Genomic DNA, 14,908 nt, shown 5'->3' on the forward strand with positions numbered 1-14,908 from the left:
ATTGTTTTTGTTATAAAGCCGATGCTTTTCATTTCTGACCCAGACGTTTAGCGGCATGACGACGCAGGACGACGAACAGGCTCAGGCCGATAACCAGCGAAATCAGGGTGGCAATAAAGGACAAGATCACAATGTGTGTGCTGGCGTACCAGAGCACCATCATGTACCACGGCATTTGTCCGGTCGGGAATTGCTGGCCGACGGAGAAGCTGCGGATACCGTTTTCATCGGTAATGATCGCCAGATCGCCACGCACGTTGGCGTTGATTTTCGGTGATTTCAAATCGTTATGGATTTTCAGCAACTGCTGATCGTCCGTGCCGGTAGCCACCACGACCACGTGATCGGCGGACCAGCGCGAGCGGTAGCTGACGAAGCCACGCCATGCGCCGGTAGACGACAGATAGCGGTCCGCATCCACCGGCTGGCGATACCAGTCGCCGGTCAGCCAGGCCACCACGCGTTGCACCTGGGTCGGCGTTCTCACACCCATCGAACCCGCATTGGCACTGAACGGCGAATCCGCCAGTAACTGCTGGTTGAACGGTGTGTCGCCGAGCGTGGTGACGGCCAGAATATCGCGATCAAACAGCGGGTTATTCTGCTCATCCCCTTTCAGACCAAAGGCGACCTGCACATGATTAACCGGCATACCGGTGGCTTTACCGGCGCGGGAGGCCAGATTCAGCAGGGTGTGGATTTCATCCGCGCCCGGTGCTGGCGGCAGCAGCATCAGGGTGTCGGAGAAGTCCGCCAGTTTGGAGTACGGATAAGACGCACCGACGAAATACGACAGGTTCGGCAACTGGGTAAAGTGGTAGCTTCCGCTCAGGTCGATGAAGGATTTCGGATCGATACGGCTCTTGATGTTGTCGCTGGTCAGAATGCTGCACGGCGCATCTTTTTTCGGCTTGATGTCGAAATAGAATTGCAGCTGGTTGTCGCCGTAAATCAGGTAAGGCGCGAGTTGCAGCGTGTAGCGTTCCTGACGACTGTCACCGCCGAGGCGACGCCAGATGTTTTCCAGCAGACCGACTTTGTTGACGGTCAGGCTGCGCAGGAAGTTGCTGTTGATGGAGACGTTCAGTCTTGAACTGTCTTCATCAATCCAGTTTTCGGTCGGGAAACGGTAATCAATGCGCACCGGAATGTTATGGCCATCCCACATGAACAGGTCAGGCGCGGCGCGGAACGCCACCTGAATGCCATCATGATAAATGCCGTTGGAAATCAGTGAATCCGGATCTTTACCCGCCAGCTCGCCCAGCGTGACCGGACGGGAAGTGTCGATCCAGCGCGGCGCGTCATAAGGTTTGCTCGACGGGATCGTCTGCTGCGTCACATCCAGATGATCGGTGTTATTCGGCAGACCGGCGCTGATCAGGCGATACGCGGCCTGACGCAGTTCGTTATCGTCGTTGCCCAGCACCAGCAGCAGTTTGTAGACCGGATTGATCGGATTATCGATGATCTGAATCGAGGCACCACTGCTTGCCGGCAGGGTCAGGGAGCCGATTTTATCCCCCGGTTTGCCGAACAGAATACCGTTCTGATCCGGTAAATCGTTCAGGATGACCGGAAAATCAACGCTGCGATAATCGGACAACATGCCGAGATAAGACGAGACCATCGCCGCTGCGCTGACATCGCCCGGTTTCATGGACGCGGAGAAGCCCATGGTGATTTTGGACTCCTGCATTTGCAGGCCATCAAAGAACGGGCGCGGGAAGTTACCCAGATTGCGGCCAATGTTCAGCTGCTGACCTTCCAGCCCGATGCTGGTGGTCGGCAAAATCGTGACCCAATACTTGTCCGACTGATCTTTCTCGCAGGTCATGGTGTTGCTGTCATGCACGCGGAAGCTCAGGTTGTTGTTCGACACCACCATGGCCGACGGAATGTCCAGATCGTAGACATCGCCGCCGTTGCTGCTCTGGTTCAGCGGCAGGTTACCCAGCGGCTGGCCGTTGAGCATCAGTTCAAGCGTGGTATCGCGGGCAATCAGCGCCGGGGAAATTTTCAGTGCCAGCGACAGGTGCGCATTGGTCACCACTTCATCCGCAGGCAGCGTGAAAATAATACCGGACTGCAACTGGCCGCCGCTGAGCGTCAGCCCGTTCGGCTGGCCCATTTCGGCGACCGTCACATTGCTGGTCACCGGCTGCACCAGCGGCATGACGGGCGCAGGGGCAGCGGAAGGATCGGCAGACACATCAGGCACCGGCGCGCTGTTATTCGCCGGTGTGGTGTCCGTCTGCGGCGCATCGGCGGCAGGCGTGGTGTCACTGGCTGGCGCACTTTCGCCCGGCATGGGGGTGACCGGCGGCAGCCATGACGGCGCGGCAGGCAGGCTGGTTGCCGGATCGAGTGCAGGGGCGGGCGTTTCTTCCGCCTGTGACAACGGCAGGCTGCTGAAAGTCAGTAACACACCGGTGGTGATTTTTCTGAACAGGGACATGCCCCGCACAGCAGATAAACGGCGCTTCATCATCAGGTTACGAGTTCGATTCATGCTGCTTCACTCTTGCTGGTGGCGTCAGCGGGTTTATTTTTGGCGCGGCGTTCTTTCCAGGTGTTATAGAACAACTCAAACACGCAACGGATGATGCTTGCCAGTGATTTGAACGGATTATCCGGCGGATATTCTTCACCAATCCAGGCATCAGCGCGGCATAACACCACGCGCACCAGTTCGCGGCGTTTCGACAACGGCAGGTTTTCAAATTGCAGACGCAGACGGTTTTTGTCTCCGCTGACTTGCGTCACCGGGAAGCTCTCCGCACCGGAAGAAAGCTGGATCTCCACTTCTTCAATTTCTTCATTGAGATAGCGCACATCCGGCGTCACCAGTTGCACACCGCCCATCGACATATCAATGGTGGTGGTGCGCAGTGAAATGCCGTTGGCGTAATGAATAATCGCCGGGATCGCCACGTCGATACGGATGGTTTTACGCACCTGACGGGTTTCTTTCGCTACGGCAATCGCCGCCAGTAAAATCAGCACGCTGAAGCTGCCCCACGCAATGTTCAGCGCGACAACACTGGGGTCGATGGCAAAGTAATCATGAAATACGGCGCGCACGATGCCGTATCCGATACCCGCAAGCATCAGGATCGCGACAATCAGGTGCGGTTTGACGATGTTGAAATCGAAGAAACCGACATCCAGCAAACCGCCTTTATCCGTCACGTTAAATTTGCCGCGTTTTGGCGCGAACATGGTCACAATCGTTGGCAGGATCAGGTGGAAGGCCATCACGGTTTCGTAGATTTCGCCCCAGAAGGTATAGCGGAAACGGCCATTCATGCGGGAGTTGATGTACAGCGACATCACCAGGTGCGGCAGCGCGTAAGCAAAGATCAGGCTGGCGGACGAGGAAATGATGTTCAGGTTAAACAGCAGGAATGCCAGCGGCGCGGTCAGGAACACCACGCGCGGCAGGCCGAACTGGAAGTGCAGCATGGCGTTGAGATAGCACAGACGTTGCTGCCATTTCAGGCCACGGCCGAGCAGCGGATTATCCACACGGAAAATCTGCGTCATGCCGCGCGCCCAGCGGGTACGCTGAACCACGTGCAGACCGAGACGTTCCGTCGCCAGACCGGCTGCCAGCGGGATATCCAGAAACGCGGTATTCCAGCCACGGCGCTGCATTTTCAGCGCGGAGTGGGCATCTTCGGTGACGGTTTCCACGGCGAATCCGCCGACTTCTTCCAGCGCCACGCGGCGGATCACCGCACAGGAGCCGCAGAAGAAGGTCGCATTCCAGTTGTCGTTACCTTGCTGAACCGGGCCGTAGAACAGGGCGCCTTCGTTCGGCATGGTGCGGCCGGCAGAAAGGTTACGTTCGAACGGGTCAGGCGAATAGAAGTAGTGCGGCGTCTGGATCAGCGCCAGACGGGGGTCTTTCAGGAAGCTGCCGACGGTCGCCTGCAGGAACGCGCGTGTCGCCACGTGGTCACAGTCGAATACGCAAATCAGCTCGCCTTTGGTGAGTTTCATCGCATGGTTCAGGTTACCGGCTTTGGCGTGGGAGTTGTCATTACGCGTAATATAGCCAACGCCTGCATCCGCCGAGAACACCGCAAATTCATCGCGTTTACCGTCATCGAGCACATAAATTTTGATTTTGTCTTTCGGATAATCGATGCACTGCGCCGCCAGCACGGTATCACGCACCACGTCGAGACTTTCGTTGTACGACGGAATATACACATCGACCGTCGGCCACAGGGAGGTGTCATCCGGCAACGGTTCGATGGTGCGTTTTAATGGCCAGGTGGTTTGCAGGTAGCCCAGCAATAAGATAATCCAGACATACAGTTCGGCGAGAAATAAACCGATCCCTAAGATGGCTTCTATCGTTGAATTAAAATGCAGCGTTTCTGTCGCGCGCCAGTAAATATACCGCGTCGACATCATGACGGACATGATGACCATGACCACACTGATGCGGCGGCTTTTACTGATGCCCAGCAGGAATAACAGCCCGATGCTGATCAGGCCAAAAATGTACTGCTTCTGACTGTCCATCGGGGCAATAATGATGACTGCTGCCACCGGCAGCAGCAGAAGCACAAGTAAGGAAAACAGGAATTTATTCATCGCTTTGGGGTCGCTGTTAACAGTGATAGTTAATAACTGCCAGATTTAGGTGCGGCGTGTAATTCACCATCACCGACTTTAATCCCTAAAATGGCGGCGACTTTCTTGCTGATCAGTTCAATATCAAATGCCGAAGCAGAGACCGGACTGAAATCAATAATAGAGCGCTGCGAGGCATTCGCCTCTGGCACACATTCATCCCTGTGGATTGTGCCTAATAATCTTTCATTTAAACGCTGTTCGAAAAATTGCGTGACGTCGCGGCTTAATGTCCGGCGGGTGTCACTTTGGTTAACCACATAATATTCACCCTTCTTATTATTAAGCGGGGTACCAATTAATTTATTCTTTTCCATTAAAGGCAATAAAGATAATGACGCGGTATCCGCCAGCATCACCACAACATGTAAATCCGCAATCGCCTGAACGGCTTTTAATGCCGGACTCGGACCCGGAGGGAAATCGGCAATAATAATCAATCCCGGATAATTCAGGACGGTGTTTAATCCGCGCTGTAAAAAATGCGGATCGCTGGCGAGCTGGTGTTCGAATTCCAGCCGCTGATCTTCCGTCACTTCGCCGTAAGGTAAGACAAAGGTATTGGAACCCGCTTTGAGGATGAACTGACTCCAGTCGGATTCATTCCCCGAACCGGCGACAAAACCACGGGTATCGGAAATCGGCACACCGAAATGCAGGCGAAGGGCGTTCTGCACGTCAAAATCGATGACCAGCACTTTGCTGCCACTGCGGGCAAGGGAATAGGCCAGATTGGAGGCCACCGTGGTTTTTCCTACCCCACCTTTCGGTGAACAAACGCAAACTAACGGCATGAGGCAATCATCTCTAACAAGGGTTGAAGCGGTGTGTCGCGATGTAAATAAGCGCTGGCAGGCTGCGGAGCCCGTTGTTTAAACATCTGTTTAAAGCGCTGGTTAGCATCAGCAGACGCCGGAGACGCCACGTGCGCCGGGCTGGCGGGTAACGGGCTGCGCACTGGCGCGGGTTGCTGTACAGGTGGTGCGGCGCGGACCGGTGCAGGCTGGGCAACCGGTGCCGGTGTCTGAACCGGCGGCGCTTCAGGCATGGCTTTACGCAGGGAATCGAGCAAACCTGACCCACTGTCAGGGATCACAGACTGCGCGTGCAACGTCGGTGCCGTGTGAACAGGCTGATGTTGCGCGGGCTGTGACGCCACAGGGGCAGGGGGCAGTGTTTCGCGCAGCGCATCCAGCAAGCCAAAACCGGCAGCCGGCGGAGCCACTTCCGATGACATCGGCGTGCTTTGCGCGTGCGTGGCAGGCTGCGTTTCCGGTTGCGGCGCGGCATGATGTTCAGACGCAGCCTGAGCCGCAGATAAGGAAAACTCATCCGCTGAAATGGCTTGTGGGGTGGGTTGCGTCGTGCGGCCATTGTCGAGGGGACCCGCAGGTTCTTCGCTGGCAGAAACTTGTTTAATCAACGTCCATTGATTCATTGAACCCGTAATGGATTCACCCGTTGATTTTTCATTAAGCTCTTTATAATCAAGCTTTTCCAACTTCGTCTTATCCATAAAACGTTTAATATCATCATATTTATTCATAAATCCCGCCCGGTAGGATTATATATATCGGTGTTTTCTGGACGTCAAAACGGCCCGGATTGGCCGCTAACAAAGCGTGTGGAAGGTTTAATTTTTTTAAAGTTTTATGTGGGAATAAGACTCGTCTTAATATATCAGTTCTTTTACAGCTTAGAGCACATTTTACAAAAAATAAGAATTTCCCGCATAAAAAACAACACCTCTATAACTGGCTGTCACACAAGGTTTTTAGCCTTCATTTGCTGGTTGTTTGTCTTAATGTAGTGGAATAGTTTGTCTTTACCGTGATCACCAGCACACTCACTTCATAAGTTGTATTCAAGTCAGGATGTTCGGTTTTTCCTTATTATTCGATTACAGTAAGTAATGTATGGATTTCGTAAGTTAAATAACCTCATGAATTATCAGTGTAGAAGCCTTCCGGCAAAGATGTTGTTTTTTATAGTCAAAACGTGGTGTAACGCCTCGAAATAACACGTTATAAGGTATACTGCGCAGAAGTGCCGTGCCTGCTCAGGCGGGCGGGGCAAATCGGGTCGGCGATTGATGGAGAATTAAGTTGCGGGTCAGGCGTTCACTAACGATCAAACAGATGGCGGCGGTATCCAGTATTGCGGCAATCACCATTTGTATTTTCATCGTCATCCAGCTGTTTCACTTTGTGCAGCAGCGGAGGGATGATTACGCCCAGCAACTTGAAAACATAGCTCATTCTGTCCGGGTTCCGCTGTCTCAGGCGGTGCTGGATGTCGATCTGGAAGAAACGCAGGATATCCTGAACACCCTGCAACCGGTGGGCATATTAAGCCGCGCCGATGTCGTGATGCCTAACCAAATCGCCGCGCTGCACACGCATTTCCCGCCTGGCCGCCCGGTGCCGCAATGGGTCACCCGGGGCTTTAATTTACCGGTGACGATTTCCGTTCCTCTCTATTCTGCGGCGGCCAGCCCGAAAGATCCCAAACCGCTGGCTTATCTGGTGTTGCAGGCAGATTCCTACCGCATGTATCAGTTTATTGTCAGCGCGCTGTCGACCATGCTGACGACGTACCTTTTACTGGCGCTGATCCTGTCGATTTCCCTGAGCTGGATTATTAACCGGCTGATCGTTAAACCGCTGCGCAGCATCGCCAGTGATCTGGAATCCCTGCCGGAAAGTGATGTGCCACACCATCAGCTGACCCTGCCGCCACGCCATGAAGACGATGAAATCGGCATGCTGGTGCGCAGCTATAACCGCAATCAGCAGCAGCGGGAAAAAGCCCGTCCGCCTGTCACCGAAATGCTGCTGCCGTCAGAGGGTGCGCTGAACAGCGAAGAACAGTTTATGCAGCGCCTGCAACACCGTCTGCATGGCGCGGAGCTGGAAAAAGGTTTCCATCTGCTGCTGATCGGCATTGAGAGCCTGCGCGATGACGGCCATGTCGATTGTCCGCTGATCTCATCCATCATGGAGGTGCTGCCGGAGCATTGCCTGATGGCGCGTCTGAGCTACAACGAGTTTGCGGTGCTGGCGGGCGATATTCCCCGGCCCTTTATGGCGATGCGTCTGGCCAGACACATCATGGAGCGCATCAATGCGCCGCAGGAAAGCCATGCGGGCAATATGTCGCTGCATCCGACCGGCAGTATTGGCATCGTGCAATACACCGGCGAATTCCCGGTGAGCGCGCAGCAACTGATGGTCAACGCGCGGGCGGCGAGAGTGTCGGCGTATCAGCAGGGGAAAAACCAGATCCTGTTCTTTGAACCGGAACTGACGGCGAAAATCCAGAAGCGCCTGTTGCAGGAAAACGAAATCCTGCATGCGATGGAGCAGAACGACTTCACCTTGTTTATCCAGCCGCAGGTCAATATGAAAACCGGCGAGGTGGTCGGTGCGGAAGCCCTGTTGCGCCGCAAAATGACGGACGGCAGTTACGGGCTGGAAAGCGATTTTATTGTGCTGGCCGAAGAAATTGGCGTCATGAGTTTGCTGGGATACAAAATTCTTGAACTGGGCTGTCAGATCCTGGCGGACTGGCAACGGCGCGGCATCACGTTACCGTTGTCCGTGAATCTTTCCGGTGCTCAGGTGCAGCAGCGTAATTTCCTGCCGGAGCTGCGCAGCCTGCTGAGCCGCTATAAAATCAATCCGGGGCAACTGGTGCTGGAAATCACCGAAACGGCACGTATTGATGATTTAGATCGCGCGCTGCTGTTACTCAGCGAACTGCGCGCTGTCGGCGTTTCGATTGAACTGGATGATTTCGGTCTGGGTTACTCCGGTCTCGAATACCTCAACCGGCTGCGTTCGCTGCCGATTGACGTGATTAAAATTGACCGCAGTTTCGTCAGCGTTCTGCCTGACGATGAAGTGATGGTGAATATCGTGGCCTCGATAGGCCGCGCCATGAATATTCAGCTGGTGGCGGAAGGTGTCGAAAATGAAGCCCAGCGCCGCTGGCTGCTGAAGGAAAATATTCACATCGGACAGGGGTATTTATTCTCCGCACCGCTTTCCAAAAAAGAGTTTGAACGCCAGTTCTGCCAGCCTTCCTGATCCTGCCTGCCGGCGGGAAAACCCGCCTGTTTCCTCACTTTTTTACTTTCTTTACTTACTAAATTCTCAGCTGAATGGTTTCCGCTCTGGTTTTTCATGAGTCGCCATTGCAGAGGGAAACAAAATATTTCCATCATGTTGTGTTGGTGTTACTTTCCGGCTGTCGCTCATGACCTCCGACCCTACAAAATAAAGGGCGATACAATCACATCAGGATGGCAATAACATGAAAAAATCAATCTTCAAGAGCCTGTATTTTCAGGTTCTTTTGGCAATTACCGTCGGTGTTCTGCTGGGCCATTTTTACCCTGAGCTGGGCGCTCAGATGAAACCACTTGGTGATGGTTTTGTTAAATTAATCAAAATGATCATCGCCCCTGTGATCTTCTGTACGGTGGTTACGGGCATCGCCGGCATGGAAAGCATGAAAGCCGTTGGCCGTACCGGTGCGATCGCGCTGCTGTACTTTGAAATTGTCAGTACGCTTGCGCTGATCATCGGGCTGGTGATCGTCAATATCGTGCAGCCGGGTGCCGGGATGAACGTTGACCCGGCGGCACTGGATGCCAAAGCTGTGGCGGTGTACGCCGAGCAGGCGCAAAGTCAGGGCATCATTCCGTTCCTGCTGGATGTGATCCCGTCCAGCGTCATTGGCGCGTTCGCCAGCGGCAATATTTTGCAGGTGCTGCTGTTTGCCGTGCTGTTCGGTTTTGCGCTGCACCGTCTGGGCCATAAAGGCCAGCTGATTTTCAACGTCATCGAAAGCTTCTCGCAGGTCATTTTCGGCATCATCAATATGATCATGCGTCTGGCTCCGCTGGGTGCATTCGGCGCGATGGCCTTCACCATCGGCAAATACGGCGTCGGTTCGCTGGTGCAACTGGGTCAGCTGATCCTGTGCTTCTACCTGACCTGTATTTTGTTCGTGGTCGTGGTGCTGGGGCTTATCGCCCGCTTCACCGGCTTCAGTATCTTCAAGTTTGTGAATTACATTAAAGAAGAACTGCTGATCGTGCTGGGTACGTCCTCCTCCGAATCCGCCTTGCCGCGTATGCTGGATAAAATGGAGCGCCTGGGCTGTAAGAAATCAGTGGTCGGTCTGGTGATCCCGACCGGTTATTCCTTCAACCTCGACGGCACCTCAATTTACCTGACGATGGCGGCGGTGTTTATCGCCCAGGCCACCAATACGCATATGGATATCTGGCATCAGATCACCCTGATTGTGGTGCTGTTGCTGTCTTCCAAAGGCGCGGCGGGTGTCACGGGCAGTGGCTTTATCGTGCTGGCGGCGACACTGTCTGCGGTAGGGCATTTACCGGTTGCCGGTCTGGCGCTGATCCTGGGTATTGACCGCTTTATGTCAGAAGCGCGTGCGCTGACCAATCTGGTCGGTAATGGCGTGGCGACCATTGTGGTGGCGAAATGGTGTGATCAGCTCGATGAAGGACAGTTAAAGGCGACGCTGAACGGTCAGAAAGGTCTGACAGAAGCCGAGAAATCTGCCTGAATTTTCTGAATAAACGTCAGTAAGCGGAAAGAAATTCCGAAAAGGGTTTCCGAAAACGCATTTATTTAGCCTCAATCTCGCCTAATAACCCCCGGTTACTTGATGTAACCGGTGGATTATCTTCATAATATGTCCCTCTGATGCCTCATCCGGCGTTACTTCCCAGAATATTTTTGCAGGCTGCGCGACATTGCGAAAAATGTGCGGTCTAACGAAGGGCTGTATTTTACGTCCTAAAACTTACGCATTCAGTTCCTGTGGGCGAGTCAACTGACACCGGCAGGACAGCAAATTGAAAATTGGATTGTCATTACGTAGGGGTTCACATGCAGGGCACCAAAATCCGTTTACTCATTGGTGGATTGCTGCTGGCAGCAGCCGCAAGTCATGTGCAAGCTGAAGCATTACAACCAGACCCGGCCTGGCAGCAGGGGAAGCTGGACAATGGATTTACCTGGCAGTTGCTGACCACGCCGCAACGCCCGAGCGATCGCATTGAATTACGTCTGGTCGTGCGCACCGGGTCGCTGGCAGAATCCGCCCAGCAAACCGGCTATGCCCATTTCCTTCCTCGTCTGGCGCTGATGCACAGCGAAGGCTTCAGCACGGCTCAGCTACAGTCTTTGTGGCAGCAAAGTATCAATCCGCAGCGGCCTTTGCCGCCTGCTGTCAGTTCTTATGATTTCACCTTATATAACCTGAGTTTGCCGAACAACCGTCCGGAGCTGCTGAAAGACGCGCTGAACTGGCTGGCAAACACCGCAGGAAAAATACCGGTCACTCCGGCGCTGGTAAACGCCGCGCGGCAGGAATCGCAGGATCCGGTCGGCTCGTTACCGCAAAATACGCAGGATCCCTGGTGGCGTGCCCGTATCGCCGGTTCGACGCTGGTCGGCCATAATCCTGACCAGTTACCCACCAAACCTATCAATATCGACGCATTAACCAAATTCTATCATCAGTGGTATACCCCTGATGCGATGACCTTATTTGTGGTCGGGAATGTCGATGGCCGCGGTCTGAGTGAGCAAATCAACCGCACTTTCTCTTCGCTGAAAGGCAAACGTGAAACGCCGCAGACCCTGCCGACGCTGTCTGAAGTCACCACCAAATCCATGACCGTGATGGATGAAAACCTGACGCAGGATCGCGTGTCGTTAATGTGGGATAACGCATGGCAGCCGATCCAGGAGTCACAGGCGCTGGCCGCGTACTGGCGCAGTGATCTGGCGCGCGAAGCGTTGTTCTGGCATTTGCAGGAGCAGCTGAAAAGCGCCTTTGAAAGTAAGAAAGACGCGACGACTCCGGCTCCGGCACTGGGCTTTGACTGCAATGTGCAGTACCAGCGCGCGCAATGTGCCATCCGCATTGAAGCGCCTCAAGCCAAACTGACCGAGCTGTTTAAGCGTCTGTCGGAAGAATTGCTGGCAGTGCGCGACAAAGGGATTTCTCAGGCGGAATTTGATGCGCTGATTGCGCAGAAGAATGATCAGCTGAGTAAACTGTTCGCGACTTACGCCCGCACCGATACCGATGTGCTGATGAGCCAGCGTTTACGTTCACAGCAAAATGGCGTGGTGGATATCGCCCCGGAACAGTATCAGCAATTGCGCCAGCAGTTCCTTTCGACGCTGACCTTACCGGTCCTGAATCAGGAACTGAAGCAGCAGTTGTCCCGCGAGCCAGCGTTACTGATCGCGCAACCGAAAGGGGAACCTGAAGTGAATGCGGCAGAATTGCGGGCGGTGTATGACAACGTCATGGCTCCGGCGGAGACCGCTCCGGCGGCAGAAGCACCTGCCGGGGATGTGCCGGCGGCTTCGGCGGCAACGAGTGCGCAATAAGCAGATTGTTGAGTAAGAATTCGGTCGACTCCCTCCCCTGCGAAGGGGAGGGTTGGGGTGGGGTATTAAAGATAAATCATAGGGTTAAAGCGTGGTTTGACCGCTGTTTTTGTTTTTAAAACCCCCTCCCAGCCTCCCCCTTCGCAGGGGGAGGAGCAGAGCCAGCGCGTTTTTAATCACGTTTGTTGAGTAAGAATTCGGTCAGCTCCCCCCCCTTCGCAGCAGAAGCAGAGCCAGCGCGTTTTTATCCCCGGTCTGGCATAAACTCCATCGGGATGATCGCCCCGCGATGCTGAATCACGGTACTGGCAGTCTCATGCCCGCGCACCGCCGCTTCCACCGCGCTGCCGCCGGTGAGTCTCACCGCCAGATACCCGGCACTGAACGAATCCCCGGCCGCTGTGGTATCGATGACTTTCTCTTTCGGCAGTTTTACGGCAGGTACATCATGTAGCTCGCCTTCGGCGCTGGAGACGATGCAGCTGTCGGCGCCGCGTTTGACCACGACTTCACTGACACCCAGCGCATGCGTGCGCGCAATCACTTCATCGTAAGGCTTCTGGCCCCACAGCATGTCTTCATCGTCAAGGGTCAGGAAGGCGATATCGGTGCAGGAAAGCATGGTGTTATACGCAGCCTGGGTTTGCTCTTTGCTGGCCCACAGGCGCGGACGGTAATTGTTGTCGAAAATCACTTTGCCACCGCGTGAACGGCAGGCTTTCAGCAGGGTCATCAGACGATCACGGCTTTCGTCGTTGAGGATCGCCAGACTGATACCGCTCAGGTACAGATAATCAAACTCTGCCAGTTTCTGGCAAATCTCTTCCGATTGCGGGCTGTCGAGCCAGTAACGCGCGGCGGCGTCGTTGCGCCAGTAGTAGAAGGTGCGCTCGCCGGTGCTGTCGGTTTCAATCACATACAGACCCGGCAGTTTGTTATCCAGACGCTGGGTGAGATCCGTGTTCACGCCTTCCTGCTGCCAGGCCTGCAACATTTCATTGCTGAAACTGTCGGTGCCGAGCGCGGTCACGTAATGCACGTTCAGCGCATCAGGGGAAACCTGGCGGGAAATATAAACAGACGTGTTCAGCGTGTCGCCACCAAAACCACGGTGAAGCGCATCGCCTTTCTGAGATAATTCGATCATGCATTCGCCGATAACGGCAATGTTTTTGCGGGTCATTGTACCTGGCCTATGTCTGAAGCATTAAAACGAAAGGAAAGAAAAGACCGTCATTATTGCGCTCTAGTCTCTTCATAAGAATGCGGTCAGTCAAATAAATTAAAACGAGGTTTTATTTTTTTAGGCAGGAGGCAAAAAAACGAAGCAAAAATGCAGGAAAAAGTGGAAGTGGCAGCACTTCCACCTGAGGGCGTTACTTGCTTTCCTGTCGCAACTCGGTCACCGGACGGCCACCCAGACCCCAGTTATCGGTATCGATCTCATCAATGATCACCGTCGTGGTGGCCGGATTTTTACCCAGCGTATCCACCAGTAACTGCGTCACACCGGCAATCAGGGCTTTTTTCTGTTCTGCCGTCGCGCCGTCGCGGGTAATTTTGATATTAACGTAAGGCATTTTTTTCTCCGGGTTGTGAATGGGCGGTCAATGACATGTTTCAGTGCCTCCAATGTAGAGCCTGCGGAAAAGAACTTCCAGCGCGGTTTTTTGGTTTTTTATGCGCACAGATTGCAGGGAAATGCGGAGTGATTAAAGTTTCCCCGCGCAGCGCCGATAGATAACTCTACTAAAGAAAGCCAGGAAATCGGGCTACTTTGCCTCCATGAAACACGGTGTTTCCTGAAACACAGGCTGTTGACATGAATCTCATTGTAGTCACGCAACACATGTTGCCGCATGTCCCTGATAATCCGATTCTTATTCATGACGGCAGAAAAATATGATCACGAAGATGATGTTAGGGCTGATTACGCCTTCTTTTACCGCCATAGAGCGCGTAAAAGCACAATCTTACTGGCGTCAGTGTCAGAGAGTGTACCGTTTTCAGCCCATTTATCGCACCACAGGAAAGCTGTTGGGAATTGAATTACTGACCGGGGTTTTCCATCCTGCGAACCCGCATAAATTCATTTCGCCGGAAGCGTATTTTGTCGCGATTGCGGTGGGTAAACGCCTGCAAATCGTGCAGGAGCAACTCGACCTGTTGCAACGCTGGCAGACGATGTTTATCGAACATGAATTACTGGCGTCGATTAACGTCGATGGTCAGGTGCTGGAAATGCTGCAATCTGATTCGGCGCTGCGGGCGCAAATCAGCGCCATGCCGTACGTCCGTTTCGAACTGGTCGAAAGCGCCGAACATGCGCTGAGCATTCCGCTGTCGCAAATCGAGCAATCCGACCGTTTATGGCTGGATGACTTCGGGCAGGGTATCGCCAACTTCTCTTCCTTCACGACCTGGCATTACGAATACATCAAAATTGCCCGCGACCTGTTTATCCTTCTGGGGCAGAGCGAAGAAGGCTCACGGCTGTTTTACACGCTGGTGACGCTGATGAACCGTTACAGTAAAGGCGTGATTATAGAAGGGGTCGAGACCGCCGCAGAATGGGCGATGGTCTGTAATTCCGATGCGCTGGCCGCACAGGGGTATTATCTGGCGCGCCCGACGATTTTCGATAATCTGGACAACCTGCCGATACATTTCAAAGGATAATGGATCACACCTGACCCGCTAAGGCTAAGTCTCAAAGTGTCTGGTGAGTTGCTGTGGTGTGATGCATTTCCAATGCCTTGATTTCACTTCTCTTTCCTTTTCTTCCTCCTGCGGTTTCTTTCCCCTGCGTTTATACCGTT

At 53.8% G+C, this 14,908-nt stretch carries 10 protein-coding genes; 4 read left to right on the plus strand and 6 right to left on the minus strand.

Annotated elements, in window-relative coordinates; genetic code table 11:
• Positions 1–28 precede the first annotated feature (28 nt).
• The 4 genes from bcsB to J9880_RS25080 are packed head-to-tail and all read right to left on the minus strand — an operon-like array spanning position 29 to position 6,193.
• Positions 29–2,512 carry a cellulose biosynthesis cyclic di-GMP-binding regulatory protein BcsB gene (gene bcsB / locus J9880_RS08355; protein ID WP_232770310.1) on the minus strand — a complete coding sequence of 828 codons (2,484 nt, stop codon included), beginning with the start codon at positions 2,510–2,512 and terminating at the stop codon, positions 29–31.
• The gene (gene bcsA / locus J9880_RS08360; protein WP_095923940.1) at positions 2,509–4,608 is read right to left on the minus strand and encodes a UDP-forming cellulose synthase catalytic subunit; all 2,100 of its coding nucleotides are present in this window, start codon (positions 4,606–4,608) and stop codon (positions 2,509–2,511) included. The genes bcsB and bcsA overlap by 4 nt, the downstream gene beginning before the upstream one ends.
• A gap of 29 nt (positions 4,609–4,637) precedes the next feature.
• Complete coding sequence (gene bcsQ, locus J9880_RS08365) at positions 4,638–5,441, minus strand: cellulose biosynthesis protein BcsQ (protein ID WP_119825464.1); 804 nt, start codon at positions 5,439–5,441, stop codon at positions 4,638–4,640.
• Entirely contained in the window at positions 5,432–6,193 is a 762-nt protein-coding gene (locus J9880_RS25080) for a cellulose biosynthesis protein BcsO (protein ID WP_269812097.1), read from the minus strand. The genes bcsQ and J9880_RS25080 overlap by 10 nt, the downstream gene beginning before the upstream one ends.
• Positions 6,194–6,752: 559 nt before the next feature.
• On the opposite strand from J9880_RS25080, the gene hmsP reads away from it, so the two are divergent.
• The 3 genes from hmsP (at position 6,753) to J9880_RS08390 (ending at position 12,089) form a co-directional block, all read left to right on the plus strand.
• Positions 6,753–8,735 carry a biofilm formation regulator HmsP gene (hmsP, locus tag J9880_RS08380; RefSeq protein WP_232770311.1) on the plus strand — a complete coding sequence of 661 codons (1,983 nt, stop codon included), beginning with the start codon at positions 6,753–6,755 and terminating at the stop codon, positions 8,733–8,735.
• Between the two features lie 226 nt (positions 8,736–8,961).
• Entirely contained in the window at positions 8,962–10,245 is a 1,284-nt protein-coding gene (locus J9880_RS08385; protein ID WP_133823063.1) for a dicarboxylate/amino acid:cation symporter, read from the plus strand.
• Positions 10,246–10,571: 326 nt separating this feature from the next.
• Positions 10,572–12,089, plus strand: coding sequence for a M16 family metallopeptidase (locus tag J9880_RS08390; RefSeq protein WP_095923935.1), 1,518 nt, complete (start codon positions 10,572–10,574; stop codon positions 12,087–12,089).
• Between the two features lie 244 nt (positions 12,090–12,333).
• On the opposite strand, the gene kdgK is transcribed toward J9880_RS08390, so the two are convergent.
• Positions 12,334–13,272, minus strand: a complete 939-nt coding sequence (kdgK, locus tag J9880_RS08395) for a 2-dehydro-3-deoxygluconokinase (protein WP_232770312.1) — start codon at positions 13,270–13,272, stop codon at positions 12,334–12,336.
• A 193-nt stretch (positions 13,273–13,465) separates the two neighbouring features.
• A complete protein-coding gene (locus J9880_RS08400; protein ID WP_095923933.1) occupies positions 13,466–13,669 on the minus strand; it encodes a 2-hydroxymuconate tautomerase family protein in 204 nt (67 codons plus the stop codon).
• Positions 13,670–13,991: 322 nt separating this feature from the next.
• On the opposite strand from J9880_RS08400, the gene pdeH reads away from it, so the two are divergent.
• Complete coding sequence (gene pdeH / locus J9880_RS08405; protein ID WP_095923932.1) at positions 13,992–14,768, plus strand: cyclic-guanylate-specific phosphodiesterase; 777 nt, start codon at positions 13,992–13,994, stop codon at positions 14,766–14,768.
• The last annotated feature ends 140 nt before the right edge of the window (positions 14,769–14,908 follow it).

Origin of the sequence: Rahnella victoriana (assembly GCF_021276285.1) — a bacterium.
In the GTDB taxonomy this organism is placed as follows: Bacteria; Pseudomonadota; Gammaproteobacteria; order Enterobacterales; family Enterobacteriaceae; genus Rahnella; species Rahnella victoriana.